Below are 18286 nucleotides of genomic sequence, written 5' to 3' on the forward strand. Positions count from 1 at the left end.
TGAACAGTGCCCTTCGACAAGCTCAGGGACCGGGGGGGGCTCAGGGACCGGGCGGGGGCTGAGGGACCGGGCGGGGGGCTCCGGGGCCGCGTCAGCCGCGGAGGGCGACGGGGCCGGGGCTCCTGGCGAGGCGCTCCTCGAGACCGGACCGGACCTCCGGCCACTCCTCGGCGAGCACGGAGAACAGCGCGGTGGTCCGCCACGTGCCGTCGGCCCGCTGCTTGTCGCGGCGGATGAGCCCCTCGAACGTGGCCCCGAGGCGCAGGATCGCGGTCCGTGAGCGTTCATTGCGCTCGTCGGCCTGGATCTTCACCCGGCCGAAGCCCGCGTCGAAGGCGAGCCCGAGGAGCAGCAGCTTCGTCTCGGCGTTGACGGCGGTGCCCCAGACGCGCGGGTCGTACGCCGTCCAACCGAGGTGGGCGGCCTCCCCCGGCTCGTCGAAGTCACCGAGCGTGGACGTGCCGACGAGGAGTCCGTCGTGCTCACCGCCGACGAGCCGGATGACGTAGGTGTTGCGCACGCCGGTCGTGAAGTAGCCGTCGGCGAAGGCGTCGAATTCGGCCTGCGTCGTCGGCAATCCCGCCGGCCCGCCGCCGTAGCCGCCGGCGAAGACCTCCGGGTGCGCGATCGCCGTGAACAGCTCCGGATAGTGCGCGCGGTCCAGCGGTTCGAGGCGGATGGTCCGGCCGTCGATGGGGCGGGGCTCAGGGCGTCGTGCGGTCACCGTTCCACCGTATCCGGTGACGGGCGTCGCGCGAGGACCGGTCTCTTGGTCAGGCGAGGATGAGGCAGGTGGGCGAACCGGCGTCGAGCGTCCCGAGGAGCGTCGTCGGGACCCCCGTGCGCTCGTCGAGCCGGAAGCTCGCGATGGAGTTCGACAGCTGGTTCGCGACGTGCAGGAAGCGACCCGACTCCCGGTGGTGGCGCGGCATCGTCCCGCCACACTCGACGTCGGCCACGGCCTCGACCCGCGAACCGTCGCCGGTGACCCGCAACGTGGCGATGCGGTCGCTCCCGCGGACGCCGACGTGCAGCTGCTCGCGCGAGGCGGCGAGACTGATCTCAGCACCCGTGTCCCCCTCGGACACGCCCTCCGAGGTGGCGACGGTCGCCGCGAGGATGTGCCAGTGCCCGTCGGTGCCGTCGACACCGAGCGTGAAGACCTCGACCGAGTACTCGGTGATGACGTGGAGGTGGCCGCTCGGGTGGACGACGAGGTGTCGCGGACCCGTGCCGCGCGGGAACACGACGGTGTGGTCGAGCACCAACCGCGACCCACGGAGCTGCCAGATGCGGACCGTGTCGTGGCCGAGGTCGGTGGTCGCGATGCGGCCGTCCGGGAGGAGCGCCGAGGCGTGCGCCCGCGACGGTCGGGACGGCAGCGCCTCGCCGACAGCGGCCTCCAGCGCGAGGAGCGTGAGCGCGTCCTCGCCGGCGTCCGCGGACTCCGCCGCGAGCGCGGTGGGCGACGCCCAGGGGTCGACGGACGCCTCGCCGAGACGCGGGTCGCCTGCGAACGCCGCGTTCTCCGCGAGCGGCACCGTGACGACCCGACCATCGCCGTAGCAACTCGCGATGAGGACGTCGGCACCGGGGACCGTCGCGACGTGGCACACCGAGTCGCCGGCTTCGATGGGTTTGCCGAACGGCGCGAGCCCGAACTCACCCGAGCGTTTGAACGCTTCGACGGCGCCGGTCGACTCGCTCGCCGCGTAGACGATCGGCAGCGTCGGGTGCAGGGTGAGGAAGGACGGCGACTGCGCCTCCGACGACTGCACGAGGCGGAGGGTGCCCGCCTCGTCCTGGCGCAGCAGGCTGATGCCGGCACCGGTGCCGTCGGCCTCCGAGGTGTAGGAACCGAGCAGGAGGTAGGGGTTGTCGTCGCTCACCCCCACAGTCTCCCACCTGCGCCGTCTCGCACCGGCGCCCGCTCAGGAGATGCGGCGGGCGCGGACGCCGGCCGCGTACTCCTTCGGGGTCATGCCGATCGCCTCACGCACGATCCGGATGAGCGTCGCGCGGGTGATGCCGAGCGCGTTCGCGAGGGTGACCAACGAGAGGTCGGGATCGTCGTCGAGGGTCGCCAGAGCGCGCCGGACCCGTGGGTCGAGCGCACCGGCGTCGCGCTGGGCACGCACCGCCGGGCGAGGCCTGACCTCACCGCTCGTGAGCTCCTCGACCGGTGGCAGCCCGGGCAGGGACGGCTGACTGGATTCGTCCACCATGGCGCGTTCGACCCTCGTCGTTCGCTGCTCGGGTCAGTCGACGAGGTCGTGACGCACGACGATCGCGTCGCGGCCGGGACCCACGCCGATCGCGGAGATGCGCGAACCGCTCATCGCCTCGAGCGCCAGCACGTAGTCCTGGGCGTTCTTCGGCAGGTCCTCGAAGCGGCGGACACCGGTGATGTCCTCCTGCCAGCCGGGGAACTCCTCGTAGATCGGGACGGCGTGGTGGAAGTCGGTCTGCGAGACCGGCACCTCGTCGACCCGGACGCCGTCGACCTCGTAGGCGACGCACACCGGGATGGTGGCGAGGTCGTCGAGGATGTCGAGCTTCGTCAGGACGAAGTCGGTGACACCGTTGATGCGCGCCGCGTACCGGGCGATCGGGGCGTCGTACCAGCCGACGCGACGCGGGCGGCCGGTCGTCGTGCCGAACTCGAAGCCCTTCGAGCGGAGGTAGTCGCCGGACTCGTCGAACAGCTCGGTCGGGAACGGGCCGGCGCCGACGCGGGTCGTGTAGGCCTTGACGATGCCGATGACGCGGTCGAGACGGTTCGGGGCGACACCGGAGCCGGTGGCCGCACCACCCGAGGTCGCGTTGGAGGAGGTGACGAAGGGGTAGGTGCCGTGGTCGACGTCGAGCATCGTGGCCTGGCCACCCTCGAAGAGGACGATCTTGCCATCGTCGAGCGCCTCGTTCAGCACGAGCGCGGTGTCGGCCACCATCGGGCGGAGTCGCTCGGCGTAGGCGAGGAGGTCGGCCACGATCTCGTCGACCGTGATGGCGCGGCGGTTGAAGACCTTGACCAGCAGGTGGTTCTTCTGGTCGAGGGCGCCCTCGACCTTCTGGCGCAGGATGTTCTCGTCGAAGAGGTCCTGGATGCGGATACCGACGCGGTTGATCTTGTCGGCGTAGGCCGGGCCGATGCCACGGCCGGTGGTGCCGATCTGGCGCTTGCCGAGGAAGCGCTCCGTCACCTTGTCGATGGTGCGGTGGTACTGGGTGATGACGTGCGCGTTGGCGCTCACGAGGAGGCGCGAGACGTCGATGCCGCGGGCCTGAAGTGCCTCGAGCTCGTGGAACAGCACCTCGATGTCGATGACGACACCGTTGGAGATGACGGGGACGACGCCGCTCGTCAGGATGCCGGACGGCAAGAGGTGGAGCGCGTACTTCTCGTCACCGATGACGACCGTGTGCCCCGCGTTGTTGCCGCCGTTGAACTTCACGACGTAGTCGATGCGGTCACCGAGCAGGTCGGTGGCCTTCCCCTTGCCTTCGTCGCCCCACTGGGCGCCGACGATCACGATTGCTGGCATCTGGATGCCGCCCCTTCCGGATTCTCGTGTGCCCGGCGGATCCGCTGGGGAACCTCGCCCTGACAGGCCGGACGCCCACCCTCTGCGGGCGGGCGTCTCGTGCACGCACCCCTCCATCGTACCGGAGGAGGGTCACGGGCACCGAGTCCCAGGCTGCGCTCGATACCATGAGGGGATGTTCAGGCCTCGGGCGGCCGTCCTGCCTGCCGATCGCCCTCGACGACCGTCCTCTCGACCGACCGAACGGAACCCATGACCTCCCTGCCGCGCCTCGTCGCCTTCGACCTCGACGACACCCTCGCCCCGTCGAAGTCCGCGCTCGACCCTCGCATGGCCGAACTGTTCGTCGCGCTCCTCGAACGCACCTCGGTGTGCATCATCTCGGGCGGCCAGATCGTGCAGTTCCAGAACCAGGTGCTCGACCGGCTCGGAGCGGCGTCGCCCGAGGCCCTCGGCCGACTGCACCTCATGCCCACCTGCGGCACCCGGTACGACCGCTTCGACGGCACCGCGTGGGTCACCGTCTACAAGCACGACCTCACCGACGATCAGAAGGCCCGCGCCATGGGCGCGCTCGAGACCGAGGCCAAGCGACTCGGCCTCTGGGCCGACGAGACCTGGGGCCCGATCCTCGAGGACCGCGGCTCGCAGATCACCTTCTCCGCCCTCGGGCAGGCCGCGCCGGTCGCCGAGAAGACCGCCTGGGACCCCGACGGCGCGAAGAAGGAGTCGCTGCGCGCCGCCGTGCAGGCGCTGCTCCCCGACCTCGAGGTCCGCTCCGGCGGCTCGACCTCCGTCGACATCACCATGGCGGGCGTCGACAAGGCGTTCGGCATGACACGGCTCGCCGAGCACACGGGCATCCCCCTGGAGGAGATGGTCTTCGTCGGCGACCGTCTCGACGAGGGCGGCAACGACTACCCGGTCCTCGCGCTCGGGGTGCCGTCGGTGGCCGTGCACGGCTGGCAGGACACCGCGGCCTACCTGGAGTCGCTCGGCCTGTAGGGCGTCGGTCCGACCCTTCGACAGGCTCAGGGACCGGGGATGGGGCTCAGGGACCGGGGACGCGGCCTGCCCTTCGACAGGCTCAGGAGCCGGGGAAGGCGCTAGTCGGAGCCGAGGATGACGATCGCGGAGGTCGGCGGGGCCGCCGCCGCGACGAGGTACTCGATCTCCTCGGACGCGGTGGGGTCGGCCTCACGCAGGAAGGTGTCGAGACGCTCGACCTCTTCGGTCTCGCCGATCGCCTTCGCGGAGCGGCGGAGCGCGTAGAGCGAGCGCAGCACCCCGCGGTTCGGCGCGTGCGACCACGGGATCGGGCCCTGACCGCGCCAGCCGGCGGCACGGAGCGAGTCCAGGCCGCGGTGGTACCCGACCCGAGCGGCCGCGTAGCCGGGGATCGGCGACTGGGGGTCGTGGACCGCGTCGGCGAGGAGTGCCCAGCCGAGCGAGGAGCGGGGGTGGGCCGCGAGGAGGTCCGCCAGCGCCTCGATCGAACCGACGGCCGCGTGGAACTCGGCATCGGTGGCGCTGTCGTCCGGCAGCAGTGTCGGAGGGGTTGCCATCAGATTCTCACCGGTCATCGTTCAACCATAGCTCCGTTCCCATGCCCTGGCGTGGGAGGAAGCTGGCAGCCCTCGCTGAGAGCTCGCCGCATCCGCCGACATCGATATTGCACACCGCTGTGCAAGATAGTACGATCGCTGTCATGACCACCACCCAAGCGCCTGCGAGCGGATCGCGAGCCCCTCGTCGCGACGCCGCCGAGAACCGCGTCGCGCTGCTCGAAGCCGCCCGCCTGGCGCTCCGCAGCGACCCCGACGCCAGCCTCGAGACCATCGCGGCGGCCGCCGGCCTCACCCGCCGTTCGGTGTACGGACACTTCGCCACGCGTGACGAGCTCGTGAACGCCGTCGTCGTGGCGGGGGCCGAGCGCGTCGCCTCGTCGATCACGGCCGTCCAGGGCGACGACCCGCTCACCACCATCGCGCTCATCGGCGACGTCCTCTGGGCCCAGGTGGACCACGTCCGCATCATGGCGCCGCTCGCCGTCCGCGGGCCGCTCCGCGCCGTCACGGCGGCCGCCCTCGAACCCGTTCGGACCCTCCTCCTCCGCACCGTCGAGGCCGGTGTCGCGGACGGTTCCATCCGCCCCGACATCGACGCCGGCGTGCTCGCCCGACTCGTCGAGAGCACGGCCGTCGGGGTGCTCGAAGAGGCGACCCGGTCCGGCCTCTCGACGAGCGCCGGCCGCCGCCTCGTCATGCTCGCGACCCTCGGGGCGGTCGGCCTGTCGTGGCAGGACGCCACGGCGGTCGCCGACCGCGCCGACACCGAACACGCAGACACCCACCGCCACACCACCGGCACCGGTACGAACGAGGAGTCCTCCCATGCGCGTTGAACTCGACGGCGTCTCCAAGGGCAAGGGCGGCATCGTCCTCGAGCCGACCTCCCTCTCCTTCCGGACGGGCGAGGCGACCTTCGCCCGCGCCGAGACCGAGCAGCGGCCGACCGTCCTCGGCCTCATCGCCTCCGGCCGCATGAAGCCCGACACCGGGACCGTCCTCGTCGACGGAGCGACCGACCGCAAGACGATGCGACGCGTGATCGCGCTCATCGACGCCCCCGACGTCTCCGAACCGGCCAGCGGCGTCGCGGTCTCCGGCGTCGTCGCCGAGGAGCTCATGTTCGCCGGCCGGGCGAGCCACCCCTTCGCCGTCGCGCGGTTCCTCGAGTCGCTCGACCTCGCGCACCTCGCGAAGCAGCCGATCTCGACCGTCGCGCCGACCGACCGCGTGCGGCTCCTCACCGAGCTCGCCGTCCTCCGGGAGGACGTCACCGCGCTCGTCCTCGTCTCCCCCGACCGCCACGGCGGCGACCCGCTCGAGTGGTGGAACCTCGCCCGCAAACTCGCCGCCCGCGGCTACGGCGTCCTCGTGATCGCCGGTGACGCCTCGGCGACAGCCATCAACGCCACCGCCGACGCCCCGGTGTCCGAGAACGCCACGGACGAACTCGTCCCCCTCTTCCAGCAGGACTGGTCGTGACGCACACCGTGCACCACGACCGTCCAGCCCTCCCCTCATCCCGCACCACCCGTCCCCAGAAGGACCTCCTGTGAAGATCTTCGCGATGATCCGCGCCGAACTGTCCCGCCTGTGGGCCACGCCCATGTCGCGGCTCGCCCTCGTCGCCCTCATGTGCGTCCCGCTGCTCTACGGCGGCCTGTACCTCTGGGCGAACCAGGACCCGTACGCCAAGCTCGACCAGGTGCCCGTGGCGCTCGTCGTCGAGGACACCGGTGCGCCGGCGACCGACGACACCACCGGCGACGCGACCGGCGAGACGGAGAACTACGGCGACGACATCGCCGACCAGCTCATCGAGGACGGATCGTTCGCCTGGCACGAGGTCAGCGCGGCCGACGCCGCCCGGGGCGTGAACGACGGGACCTTCGACTTCAGCGTCACGATCCCCGCCGACTTCTCGACCTCACTCACCTCCGCATCGGGCGACGCCCCGCAGCAGGCGACGGTCCAGCTCACGACCAACGACGCCAACAGCTACCTGGCGACGACGATCGGCGAGCAGGCCGTCAAGCAGATCAAGGCGACCATCGTGCAGACGGTGAACCGCCAGGCCGCGGGCCGGTTCCTCATCGCGCTCGACACGATCAAGACGAAGCTCGTCGACGCCACCTCGGGCGCGACGCAGTTGGCCGACGGCGCCCAGCAGGCCTTCGACGGTGCCGGGACGGCCCAGGCCGGCGCGGCGACCCTCGCGTCCGGCACCGCGCAGATCGCCTCGGGGACGGCCAGCCTGCCCGCCCAGACCGACCAGCTGGCCTCGGGTGCCGAGCAGGTGGCGTCCGGGACCTCGACCCTCGCCGGCAAGGGCGACGAGGTCGGAGCAGCCGCCCAGCGGCTCGTCGACTCGATCCCCACGGCCCGCGCGCAGATCTCGCAGACCCTCGCGGAGAACGGCTTCACCCCCGAGCAGATCGCCCAGGTGCTGGCACTGCTCGACCCGGTGGCCGCCGACGCCACGACGGCGAACGAGCGCGTCCAGACCGTCGTGTCGCAGGTCGACCAGTTGAACAGCGGCGCCCAGCAGGTCGCGGGAGGTGCCCGGAAGCTGAGTGACGCGATGCCCGCGCTCGCCTCGGGGACGCAGCAGGCCGCCGACGGTGCCGCATCGCTGCAGACCGGCCTCACGAGCCTGCAGACGGGGCTCGGCACCCTCCGTGACGGCATCGTCACCCTCCGCGACGGTCTGCAGTCGGGCGCGGACGCCATCCCCGCGACCACGGCGGACTCCCGCGAACTCCAGGCCAAGACGATCGCCGATCCGGTCAAGCTGACCAACTCCTCCGTGACGAGCGCGGGCACCTACGGAGCCGGACTCGCGCCGTTCTTCGTCAGCCTCGCCGCCTGGATCGGCATCTACGCGCTCTTCCTCATCGTCAAGCCGGTGTCTCGGCGCGCGATCACGGCGCTCCACAGCCCCATCAAGGTGACCGTCGCCGGTTGGCTCACGCCGGGCCTCCTCGGGACGATCCAGATGGTCGCGCTGTTCGGCATCCTCGCCGGCGCCCTGCACTTCGAGGTCCACAACCCGCTCGCGACCTACGGGATGATGGCGCTGGCGTCCCTCACCTTCGCGGCGATCATCCTGACGCTCAACGTGTGGTTCGGCAGTGTCGGGCAGTTCCTCGGCCTCGTGCTCATGGTCGCCCAGCTCGTCACCGCCGGCGGGACGTTCCCCTGGCAGACACTCCCGGCGCCGCTCGCAGCCCTGCATCACGTGCTCCCGATGTCCTACGCGGTCGACGGCATGCGCCAGTTGATGTACGGCGGACGGATGGACGCCGCCCTGCAGGACGCCGGGGTCCTGCTCGCCTGGCTGGCGATCGCGCTGAGCCTCTCGGCGATCGGCGTGACGCGGATGACGCACGCCAGGACGCTCCGCGACCTCCGGCCGAGCCTCATCGGCTAGGCACCGGTCGAGCGCGCAGGCGCCCGCGCAGGAGCGTCGTCCTCGGGTGGGACGACGCTCCGGCGCGTGCGGTACGCCTGCTGCGTGCGACGCCCATTCGGGTCGGGCATCGTTCGACGTCGGCGTCTGAGCGCCGCGTCGATCCGGGTTCGGGTCCGCCCGACAGCGTTGCACTCCCTTGAGTGATCGCGCGAACGCTCGTTCATGACGCGGAACGCGGCAGATTCTCTGGAACGTCGTCGAGCCACCGGACGGACCGGCCGTCGTCCGTGGCGGAGACCCTGCCGTCGTACCCCGGAAACACCGGAGGCCGCCGGGAGTGGGGGGACTCCCGGCGGCCACCGGTGCGACGGAACGGGCGTGTTCCGTCTGGAGCAGCTGAGCGTCGTGGTTCGGGCCACGGCGACCGGCTGCGGGTGCAGCGCGCTGATCAGCTGGAGAGCAGCGACGCCTCCTCGCGCTGTTCGGCGAGCATCCGACGACGAGTCGCGAACGCGGCTCCGGCTCCCCAGATGAGGAGCGACGCGAACAACGCACCGGCCGGAGCGATGAGCTCGCCCGAGCCGGTCTGTGTCGCACTGATCGAGCTCGACGCCTCGTCGACCCGGGCGTCGGCCTGAGCCGGCGCGGCGACGCCGACGATGAGGGCGACCGCGAGGGCTGCGGGGACGGCGAGCGCGGCGATGCCACGGACCTTGGACGGGCGGGTTCCTCGTTCGGGCGAGGCTCCCAGGGCAGAACGGTGCGTCATCTTCGATTCATCCTTCGGGTGACCGCCGATTCGCACCGCACGGATTCGGGTCCGTGCGGTGGCCCTCGGTGGCTTCGGGTGCCGGAGGGATTCGGGTTCAGCGGTGGAGTGTTGCTCCGCTAGACAGTATGCCGGGCGGTGTCGGCACTTTGGGGGACCGCGGGGTCAATTGAGGGAATCTTGAGGTGTTCCTGAGGTAGGCGCAGCGCTGCCGTTGGAAACCACCCGCGGACGGGGGCCAACCCGATCAGGAGGCGTCGAAGGAGACGTGCTGCATGACCCAGGCGTGCATCGCGACGGCCGCCGCCGCGGAGGCGTTGATCGATCTCGTCGACCCGAACTGGGTGATCTCGAGCACCGCGTCGGCCGCGGCGAGCGCCTCCGGCGAGAGCCCCGGCCCCTCCTGTCCGAAGAGCAGGAGGCACCGCTCGGGGAGCCTGAACGTCTCGATCGGGACCGACCCCGGCACGTTGTCGATCGCGATGATCGGCAGCTCGGCCGCCGACGCCCAGGCGACGAGCGCCGCGACGTCGACGTGGTGCTCGACGTGCTGGTAGCGGTCGGTCACCATGGCTCCGCGTTTGTTCCAGCGACGGCGTCCGACGATGTGGACGGTGTCGGCGGCGAACGCGTTGGCGGTGCGCACGATCGACCCGATGTTCATGTCGTGCTGCCAGTTCTCGATGGCGACGTGGAACGGGTGGCGGTGGTCGTCGATGTCGGCGACGATGGCCTCCATCGACCAGTACCGGTAGCGGTCGACGACGTTCCGGGTGTCGCCGTCGCGGAGCAGCTCGGGGTCGTACCAGGGGTCGTCCGGCCACTCCCCCTGCCATGGACCGACGCCGGCCATCGGGCTCTCGGCCTGATCAGGGCCGACGACCGGGTCGACCGGGTGGAGCGGGGTCTCTGGCACCAGCCAACCCTACCCGCGCCGTGCCACACTGGAGGTCCGGGCCCGACGCCGCGCCACCCCCGCGGCGCAGCGCTCGCGCAGCCCGCACGGAGCACCTGGAGGAACGCATGTCACGACGCGACGAGGTCGAATGCTGGCTCACCGACATGGACGGCGTGCTCGTCCATGAGAACCACGCCCTCCCTGGTGCCGCAGCGCTCCTGCAGCAGTGGCAGGACCAGCGGACGCCCTTCCTGGTGCTCACCAACAACTCGATCTTCACCCCCCGCGACCTGAGCGCCCGACTGCGCGCCTCCGGGCTCGACGTGCCCGAGGAGTTCATCTGGACCTCCGCGCTCGCGACGGCCGCCTTCCTGGCCGAGCAGGAGCCGGGCGGTTCGGCGTTCGTCATCGGGGAGGCCGGGATCACCACGGCCATCCACGAGGCCGGCTTCACCATGACGGAGACGAACCCCGACTACGTGGTCGTCGGCGAGACCCGCAACTACTCGTTCGAGGCCATCACCAAGGCGATCCGCCTCATCGCCGGCGGCGCGCGCTTCATCGTCACGAACCCGGACGCGACCGGACCGAGCAAGGACGGCCCGCTTCCGGCGACCGGCGCCATCGCGGCCCTCATCACGAAGGCCACCGGCATGGAGCCCTACGTCGTCGGCAAGCCGAACCCGATGATGTTCCGATCGGCGCTCAACAAGATCGGCGCCCACTCGGAGAACACCGGCATGATCGGCGACCGCATGGACACCGACATCGTCGCGGGCATCGAGGCCGGTCTCCACACGATCCTCGTGCTCACGGGCATCAGCGACGAGGCCGAGATCAACCGCTACCCGTTCCGTCCGAACGAGATCCTGAGCGGCGTCATCGACCTCGTGAAGACGGAGCCCGTCGAGGTCGAGATCTAGGCCCTCCCGCCACCACCAGCCCCACCGATCCACTCCGCCCCGCCACGCACCGAGGACTTCCATGCGCGCCGTCGTCTACGACCAGTTCACCGCCGAGCCCGAGGTCCGCGACGTCCCGGATCCGGTGCCGTCCGACGCCGGCGTCGTGGTGCGGGTGGAGACCACGGGGCTCTGCCGGAGCGATGCGCACGGCTGGCTCGGGCACGACGACGGCATCGCCCTCCCCCACGTGCCCGGCCACGAACTCGTCGGGCGCATCCACGCCGTCGGCCCCGCCGTCGAGCGGTTCCGCGTGGGCGACCGCGTCACGGTGCCCTTCGTGTGCGCGTGCGGACGCTGCGCCCAGTGCCTCGCCGGGAACGGGCAGGTCTGCCCGAACCAGACCCAGCCGGGCTTCACCCACTGGGGGTCCTACGCGGAGCTCGTCGCCCTGCACGACGCCGACGTGAACCTCATCCCGGTGCCCGAGTCCCTCGACGCCGGCGCCGCCGCCCTCCTCGGGTGCCGCTTCGCGACGGCCTTCCGCGGGCTCGTCCACCGCGCCGGGCTCCGCAGCGGGGAGCGCCTGCTCGTCGTCGGCTGCGGCGGCGTGGGGCTGAGCGCGGCCATGATCGGCGTCGCGCTCGGTGCCGAGGTCATCGCCGTCGACATCGACGCCTCTGCCCTGGCGCGTGCGGCGTCGATCGGCGTCACGCACACGATCGACTCGAGCGGGCTCGACGAGGCCGCCGTCCTCGCTCGCATCGCCGAAGCCGCGCCGGCGGGCGTGCAGGTGTCGGTCGAAGCCCTCGGGCGCGAGTCCACGATGCGCCTCAGCCTCCTCGCGCTGGCACCGATGGGCCGTCAGGTGCAGATCGGGCTGTTCTCGAGCGAACCGACCCTCCCGCTGCCGCGCATCATCTCGCAGGAGCTGTCGCTCCACGGCAGCCACGGCATGCCGGCGTCCGACTACTCGGAGCTGCTCGACCTCGTCGCGAGCGGCGCGCTGCGCCCGCAGGACCTCATCGAACACCGCATCGGCCTCGACGAGGCACCGGCAGCACTCGCCGCCCTGGCGTCCGGCGACCGCTCGACGGGCGTGACCGTCATCGACGTCGCCTGACCCGCGTCGGCGTCAGGTGCGTCGTCAGACGGTGTCCGGGGCTCCGGCCGTCGACCACCCTGCGGACACGCTCGGCATCGTGGCGTCGGCAGCCGCACCGGCCGCGTTCGCGGCACCGACGAGCGTTCCGAAGTAGAACGCGAGCAGGAGCAGGACCGCTGCACCCAGGCCGACGACCGCCCAGAGCAGCGCCTTCGGGATGCCCTGATCCGCGTGCTCTCCGCGGTATTCGGGGAGATCGCGGTCGGGAGCGGACTGCGTGGCCTGAGGCGGCAAGGTGGCGCCGACGATACCCGCAGCCGCGGCCGGGGTCGTGAGCGCGCTCGCGCCGTCGAGTTCCGGGAACGCGACCGTCTCGCCGGGGAGCGCGGCCGGGGCCGTCTGCGGCACGTTCGCGACCGGTCCCTGCGAGGGGACGGCCGCGGCGTGTGCGCCGAAGACGGAGACCGAGGCGGGGATCACGGGTGTGGGCGCGGTGTTCGAGGCGACATCGGGCTCGGCCACCGGGGAGGTGTCCGCAGCGTTGTCGTCGTCTCCGGCAGCGTGGGCCCCGGTTCGTCGTGACCCGCCGGTGTCGTCGTCGGCGTCCGTGCCGTCGACATCGGTACCGTCGGCGGCGACGAGGCCCGGGATGGGGGCGAGCGGGAGATCAGGGTCGGCGATCGCGTCGGCCTGGAGCGACCACCCACCCTCGGCGGCGAAGGCGTCGGCGAGCGACCGTGCCGAGGCCGCCTCGGCCGTGGCGGTGGCGTCTGGCTGATCGGACGGCTCGGACGGGGCGACCGTGGCCGTGTCGTCGACCTGCTCGGTGTCGGCGGGCGGCGTGGCAGCCGGCCCGCCGTCAGTCGCGGCGCCATCGGCCGAGGCGATCTGGACCGCATCCGTGTCGGGTCCGAGGTCGAACAGCGACTCGAGCCGCAGCTCCTCGCTGACCGGCTCGGGCTCGCCGACCGGCTCAGGGTCGATCGAGCCCTCGTCGGCGAGTGGGGCATCCGACGCGGCGGCATCCGTGGTGGGATCGGTCGCACCGTCGGCGACTGCGCCGTCCGGCACGAACGACGGAAGCGGTGTGACGCCCGCTGCAGCGAGTGGGACGGCGTCGAACTCGACGATCTCCTCGTCGAACTCGTCGTCGAGCTCCTCCGGGTCGACGGCGAACACCGGGGTCTCGGGAGCAGGAGTATCGGTGACGGGGGTCGGTGCCGTCTCGGGAGCGGAGTCGGCGTCGAGGTCGGCCGAGGTCTCCGTGTCGTCGGTGTCGTCGCCCGAGCCGAGCCCGGAAGCGGCGCCCGCAGCGGTTGCGGCCCCTGCGGCGGCGAGGCCACCGGCCGCGACGGCTGCGTCGAACCCGCCGAGCGACAGCGTCGGGAAGAGGTCGACCGTGTCGTTCGCGGCGGGGACGATCGGTGCGGCGTCCGGCGCGGAGCTGTCGGTCTCGGTCGCGTCGTCGGTCCAGCTGGCGAACTCGTCACCGGGTCCGTCGACGAGCGGGCGACCGAGCGTGACGGCGGCGAGGCCCGGAGCGAAGGGCTGGACGTCGCCGGCGATGAACGCGGCATCGGGCACCTCGCCCTCGAGCGCGAGCTCCGAGGGGGACTCCGCACTCACGGCTGACGACTCGGCGCCCTCCCACTCCACCGGCGGGACCGGGATGGGCTGGGTCGTGGGAGCCGCGTGCACGAGCGGGTCGAGGGCGTCGTTCGGCGCGAGGTCCCACACGAATGGCGCGGTGCCGAAGGGGCTGACCGTGGGCTCGGGTTGCACGCCGTCGAGGGAGATGAGCTCCGTGATGGAACGCTCGGCCTTCGGGGTCGGCGGGCCGAAGGCCGGGGGGACGTCGGCGGTGTCCGTCGCGTCGTCGTCGACCGGCGCATCGTCACGGCCGGGCTCGGCGTCCGTGTCGGCGTCGGGTGTCGGCGCCGGAGGAACGGCTGCTGCTGCGGCTGCGGCACCCGCCAGGGCCGAGAAGCCCGGACCGCCGAGGCTGTCGAACGGCCGCGTCTCATCGAGCGGCTCGGCATCGACGTCGGGGACCGTCTCGGGCCACGGGACGTCGGCTGGTGAGGTCGGCTCCGCTGCGCTCGCGGGCGACGCCGCTGCGACCGTGTCCCAGCGGAACGGTGCCGCGGGGGTGATCGGTTCGGAGGCGACGATGCCGTCGGATGCGGGCTCGGGGTCCGAGTCGGTGGTCGGCTCGACCGGCTCGCTCGCGGACGGGGACGTCGCCTCATCGGTGGCGGCGACGGCGACGGACTCGTCCGCGGTGTCGAGCTGCTGGGGCGCCTCGTCGACCGGCTCAGCGTGCGGTTCCTCGGACGCCTGCTCCTCCGGTGCCGCCGGCGCGGCGCCGAACGTCGCACCGAACGGTTCCGTCAACCAGGCCAGCGGATCCGTGCGCGGCGCGGAGGCCTCGGCAGTCGCCGGCTCGGCGGTCCAGACGTCGTCGGTAGCTGCTTCGTCGTCCGGGGCTTCGTCGAGTCCTGAGTCGGCGGGCGCCGAAGCATCGATCGTCGTGTCACGGACCTCGACGGTCTCGCCACCGAGGACGTCGTCGCCGAACGTCTCGGAGAGACTCCAGGAGCCCTCCGGGAGATCGTCGTCCTGCACCTCGGTGTCGGGCGTCGTCGCGGAGCCTGACGGCACATCGTGGTCCGCGGCGGTGCGGCGTCGGCGTCACCGGCGGGGCGGTGGGCGGCAGCGGTGCGGCGGGCGTGCCGCCGGCGGGCGTCGAGGTGGCGGTCGTCGCGGCGGTCTCCTCCGCTTCGACCGCGGCCCAGGCCGCCGGGTCGTCGGCTGCGAGTGCTCGGGCCGTGGGCAGGACGGCCGTCGAGACGTCCTCCGGGGCTGCTGCGCGGCGTCGTCGTCGGTGTCGTCGCTGCCGCCGAGGCTCCAGGGCTCGTCGTCGACCGGTGGCAGGACGACCGGGTTCGTTGGCGCGGGCCGGAAGGTACCGGCGGGCGCGTGCTGGAGGACGGAGTCGGTGTCGACCGTCAGCTCGTTGCGGGCGGGCGGCACCGGCGATGCCGGGGCAGGGGTCGGTGGAACGACCGGGAGCTCGAGGGCGTTCGGGTGCCGCAGACCCTCCGACCGGGCAGGAGCTTCCTCGGGCAGCGGGTCGGCCGGGGCTGCAGGCGTGGCGGGTGCGGCGGGCTCCGCGCTGGGTGCATCCGGCGTCTGCGGTGCGGGGACCGGTGTCGGGTCGTCGGCCGGGTTCGGCACCTGGCTCTGCCACCAGGCGAGGAGTTCGGCCTCGCTCGCGAACTCACCGGGAGCGGTGGCCGGGGCGGCGGGGGCCGGCTCGGCGGCAGCGGGCGTCTGCTCGACGGGAGCGGGCAGCGGCTCGACCGGAGCCGGCGTCGGCTCAGCGGCCGTCGGGGTCGCGGGCGCATCCGGCACGGACGGCGCGGACGGCGCGGACCACTGGGGCTCGGCCGGGACCGGCGCGGTCACCGGCGAAGCAGCGGGCTGGGCAGCGGCGTCGCCGACGACCGGGAGGACACGCGTCCGGTCGTCGTCGTCGTCGACGGGCACCGGAGCGACGGCTGCCGACGGCTGCTCGTCGACCGCGTCGGTGTCGGGCTGCGTCTCGATCGCCTCCGTGTCGTCGGCGTCGAGCTGCGAGAGCAGCCAGTCGGTTCCGTCCGCGGGTTCGTCCGGCAGCCCGGCCCCGCCGCGTCCGGTTCCGTCGCCGGACATCAGACGAGTCCCAGGTCTTCCAGGCCGATCGCGGCCAGGTACTGGTAGCCCGCGGCCTCGATGATCTCGCGGGCGCCGGTCGCGCGGTCGACGACGACGGCGACGGCGACCACCTCGGCTCCGACCTTCTCGAGCGCTTCGGCCGCCTTGAGCGGTGACCCACCGGTGGTCGAGGTGTCCTCCAGCACGATCACGCGCTTGCCCTGGAGGTCGGGGCCCTCGACCTGCTTGCCGCGGCCGTGGTCCTTCGGCTCCTTGCGGACGACGAACGCGTCGTAGGTGAGTCCGCGCGCGGCACCCTGGTGCAGGATCGCGGCGGCCACCGGGTCGGCACCCATGGTGAGGCCACCGACCGCGAAGACGTCGGGGACGTCGGCGATGAGGTCGATCATGACCTGCCCGATGAGGGGCGCGACGCGGTGGTCGAGGCTCACCTTGCGGAGGTCGACGTAGTACGTCGCTTTCTTGCCGCTCGTCAGGGTGAAGTCACCGTGGAACACGGCTTCCGCCGAGATGTGGTCAATGAGCTGAGCTCGTGCGTCCGTCACGTCGACGAGTCTACAAGCTGTGACCCCCATCGCCGCAGTCGCCCGGATGGGGGCGTTCCGCATCCCCGACGCAGGAGAGCCCCGGCGTGTCGGGCACGACTCGCCGGGGCTCGGGGACGCCACACCGCCACGTCCTGCGTCGGGGCGGCTGCGTCCGGGGGTCAACGCGCGGTGCCGGAGCCCGGGTCCTCGGGACGATCGGCTGCGAGCAGCTCCGCCTCGGTCGCGCCGCCGTAGCCCTCCGTCTCCGGGTCGCCGTGCAGGCCGCCCGAGACCGCGTACTCCTCCTCCGGCGACATGACGAGCCGGTGGCGACCCCAGACGGCGAAGGCGACCAGCATGACGACGTACACGACGACGATCGCGATGATCGCCGGCAAGAACGTCGGGTTGAGCAGGAAGCCGACGAAGATGAGCGCGGCGATGACGGCCGCGATGACCGCCCCCGGCACACCCCAGGGGCTGCGGTAGGGCCGCTTGGCGTTCGGGAACTTCTTCCGCAGCAGCAGGAACGCGATCATCTGCATGAGGTACGCGAGCACCGCACCCCAGACCGCGATGTTCAGCACGATCGCCCCGGCGACGCCGCCCGATCCGCCGGCCGCGTCGACGATGAGCAACGCGATGAACCCGATGATCGCCCCGGCCACGAGGGCCACCCACGGCGTCTGCCGCTTGCCGGTGAGGGAGAGGAACCGCGGGTAGTACCCGGCGCGGGACAGCGAGTACATGTTGCGACCGTAGGCGAACATGATGCCCTGCAGCGAGGCGAGGAGCCCGATGAGGGCGAAGAGGGCGAGGACCGCCGCCGCACCGTCACCGACGATGGCCCGGAAGCCGTCGAGCAGGGGCTCGCCCGCCGTCCCCGTCGCCTCGGCGCCGATCACACCGGTGTTGAGGAACAGGACGAGGAGGCCGGTCACGATGAGCGTGCCACGAGCCCAGAACCCGGCCTTCGGGATGTCGCGCACCGGGTTGTGGGACTCCTCCGCCGCGAGCGGCAGCTCCTCGATGCCGAGGAAGAACCACATCGCGAAGGGCAGGGCGAACAGGATGGGGAGGACGCCGTGCGGCAGGAACTCGGTCTGGCCCGCGTCGGGGGCGATGTCGAACAGGTTGGCCCAGGCGAACTGGCCGGAGAAGATCGCCATCGCGGAGAAGACGAGCAGGATGCCGATGGAGATGATCGAGACGACGATGGCGAAGCGGAAGGAGATGCTGGCGCCGGCGGAGTTCAGCGCGATGAACGCGACGTACAGGATCGCCCACCACACGGGCGACGGCATGGAGAACCCGAGCAGCTCGCTCGTGATGGCGTCGGCGTAGGAGGCCGAGAAGTACACGATCACGGCCGTGGTCGCGACGTACTCGATGGTCTCCGCGAGGCCGGTCACGAACCCGCCGAGCGGACCCATCGCCGCTCTCGCGAACGAGTAGGCCCCGCCGGTGTGCGGCATCGCCGCGGCCATCTCCCCGATCGAGAAGATCATGCCGTAGTACATCGCGACGAGGATGACGAAGGCGATGAGCATGCCGCCGAACCCGGCGAAGTCGATGCCGAAGTTCCAGCCGGAGAAGTCGCCGGAGATGACCGCCGCGACGGCGAGGCCCCAGAGGCCCCACACCCCGGCGGACCGCTTCAGGCTGCGTTTCTCGAAGTACCCCTCGCCGGCCGCGGTGTAGGTCACCCCGGAGATCTTGCGCGTGTCGTCAGCCATCGATGCGTCCTGTCGCTCGGGTTGCGCGCTCGTCGGGCTCGCACAACGTCCTCAGATTCGGTTGGCCCGACTCTAGGACCTGCAATGGTCGCGTGTACATACCTTTG

At 71.9% G+C, this 18286-nt stretch carries 17 protein-coding genes; 6 read left to right on the plus strand and 11 right to left on the minus strand.

Annotated features, from left to right (window positions below; all coding sequences use genetic code 11):
• Positions 1-91: 91 nt before the first annotated feature.
• From AC5JOC_RS01410 to AC5JOC_RS01425, 4 genes are read right to left on the minus strand one after another with little or no spacing between them, the layout of a single operon-like run.
• Positions 92-724, minus strand: a complete 633-nt coding sequence (locus AC5JOC_RS01410; protein WP_079705011.1) for a GNAT family N-acetyltransferase — start codon at positions 722-724, stop codon at positions 92-94.
• A gap of 49 nt (positions 725-773) precedes the next feature.
• Positions 774-1889 (minus strand): lactonase family protein, encoded by a 1116-nt coding sequence (locus tag AC5JOC_RS01415; protein ID WP_274499344.1) that lies wholly within the window; start codon positions 1887-1889, stop codon positions 774-776.
• Positions 1890-1931: 42 nt separating this feature from the next.
• Complete coding sequence (locus AC5JOC_RS01420) at positions 1932-2225, minus strand: winged helix-turn-helix transcriptional regulator (protein WP_079705009.1); 294 nt, start codon at positions 2223-2225, stop codon at positions 1932-1934.
• Between the two features lie 33 nt (positions 2226-2258).
• Positions 2259-3545: an adenylosuccinate synthase gene (locus AC5JOC_RS01425; protein ID WP_064295554.1), complete on the minus strand. Its 1287-nt coding sequence runs from the start codon at positions 3543-3545 to the stop codon at positions 2259-2261.
• Positions 3546-3797: 252 nt separating this feature from the next.
• Here AC5JOC_RS01425 and AC5JOC_RS01430 point away from each other — a divergent pair, with 252 nt between their 5' ends.
• Entirely contained in the window at positions 3798-4550 is a 753-nt protein-coding gene (locus tag AC5JOC_RS01430; protein WP_064295553.1) for an HAD-IIB family hydrolase, read from the plus strand.
• A 101-nt stretch (positions 4551-4651) separates the two neighbouring features.
• Here AC5JOC_RS01430 and AC5JOC_RS01435 read toward each other — a convergent pair whose 3' ends face one another.
• Positions 4652-5128: a DUF3151 domain-containing protein gene (locus AC5JOC_RS01435; protein WP_064295552.1), complete on the minus strand. Its 477-nt coding sequence runs from the start codon at positions 5126-5128 to the stop codon at positions 4652-4654.
• 125 nt (positions 5129-5253) lie between these two features.
• On the opposite strand from AC5JOC_RS01435, the gene AC5JOC_RS01440 reads away from it, so the two are divergent.
• The 3 genes from AC5JOC_RS01440 to AC5JOC_RS01450 all read left to right on the plus strand — a co-directional run bounded on the left by AC5JOC_RS01440 (position 5254) and on the right by AC5JOC_RS01450 (position 8543).
• Positions 5254-5949 carry a TetR/AcrR family transcriptional regulator gene (locus tag AC5JOC_RS01440; protein WP_137242368.1) on the plus strand — a complete coding sequence of 232 codons (696 nt, stop codon included), beginning with the start codon at positions 5254-5256 and terminating at the stop codon, positions 5947-5949.
• Positions 5939-6595, plus strand: a complete 657-nt coding sequence (locus AC5JOC_RS01445) for an ATP-binding cassette domain-containing protein (protein ID WP_064295550.1) — start codon at positions 5939-5941, stop codon at positions 6593-6595. The genes AC5JOC_RS01440 and AC5JOC_RS01445 overlap by 11 nt, the downstream gene beginning before the upstream one ends.
• A gap of 70 nt (positions 6596-6665) precedes the next feature.
• Complete coding sequence (locus tag AC5JOC_RS01450; RefSeq protein ID WP_079705006.1) at positions 6666-8543, plus strand: YhgE/Pip family protein; 1878 nt, start codon at positions 6666-6668, stop codon at positions 8541-8543.
• A 430-nt stretch (positions 8544-8973) separates the two neighbouring features.
• Here the strand turns inward: AC5JOC_RS01450 and AC5JOC_RS01455 are convergent, their stop codons facing one another.
• Together AC5JOC_RS01455 and AC5JOC_RS01460 are read right to left on the minus strand one after the other, a co-directional pair.
• Entirely contained in the window at positions 8974-9294 is a 321-nt protein-coding gene (locus AC5JOC_RS01455; RefSeq protein WP_079705005.1) for a hypothetical protein, read from the minus strand.
• Between the two features lie 247 nt (positions 9295-9541).
• Entirely contained in the window at positions 9542-10147 is a 606-nt protein-coding gene (locus AC5JOC_RS01460; protein ID WP_137243139.1) for a TrmH family RNA methyltransferase, read from the minus strand.
• Between the two features lie 170 nt (positions 10148-10317).
• On the opposite strand from AC5JOC_RS01460, the gene AC5JOC_RS01465 reads away from it, so the two are divergent.
• Together AC5JOC_RS01465 and AC5JOC_RS01470 are read left to right on the plus strand one after the other, a co-directional pair.
• Positions 10318-11115: an HAD-IIA family hydrolase gene (locus tag AC5JOC_RS01465; RefSeq protein ID WP_079705004.1), complete on the plus strand. Its 798-nt coding sequence runs from the start codon at positions 10318-10320 to the stop codon at positions 11113-11115.
• Between the two features lie 61 nt (positions 11116-11176).
• Entirely contained in the window at positions 11177-12217 is a 1041-nt protein-coding gene (locus AC5JOC_RS01470) for an alcohol dehydrogenase catalytic domain-containing protein (RefSeq protein ID WP_430892049.1), read from the plus strand.
• 24 nt (positions 12218-12241) lie between these two features.
• Here the strand turns inward: AC5JOC_RS01470 and AC5JOC_RS01475 are convergent, their stop codons facing one another.
• The 4 genes from AC5JOC_RS01475 to AC5JOC_RS01490 all read right to left on the minus strand — a co-directional run bounded on the left by AC5JOC_RS01475 (position 12242) and on the right by AC5JOC_RS01490 (position 18179).
• The gene (locus AC5JOC_RS01475; protein ID WP_494244955.1) at positions 12242-14860 is read right to left on the minus strand and encodes a hypothetical protein; all 2619 of its coding nucleotides are present in this window, start codon (positions 14858-14860) and stop codon (positions 12242-12244) included.
• A gap of 30 nt (positions 14861-14890) precedes the next feature.
• On the minus strand, positions 14891-15913 hold the full coding sequence (locus AC5JOC_RS01480) for a hypothetical protein (RefSeq protein ID WP_494244957.1): 1023 nt from the start codon (positions 15911-15913) through the stop codon (positions 14891-14893).
• Positions 15913-16461, minus strand: coding sequence for an orotate phosphoribosyltransferase (gene pyrE / locus AC5JOC_RS01485; RefSeq protein WP_175116436.1), 549 nt, complete (start codon positions 16459-16461; stop codon positions 15913-15915). The genes AC5JOC_RS01480 and pyrE overlap by 1 nt, the downstream gene beginning before the upstream one ends.
• 161 nt (positions 16462-16622) lie before the next feature.
• Positions 16623-18179 (minus strand): amino acid permease, encoded by a 1557-nt coding sequence (locus AC5JOC_RS01490; protein ID WP_192004486.1) that lies wholly within the window; start codon positions 18177-18179, stop codon positions 16623-16625.
• Positions 18180-18286: the final 107 nt, after the last annotated feature.

Source organism: Plantibacter sp. (assembly GCF_059073635.1).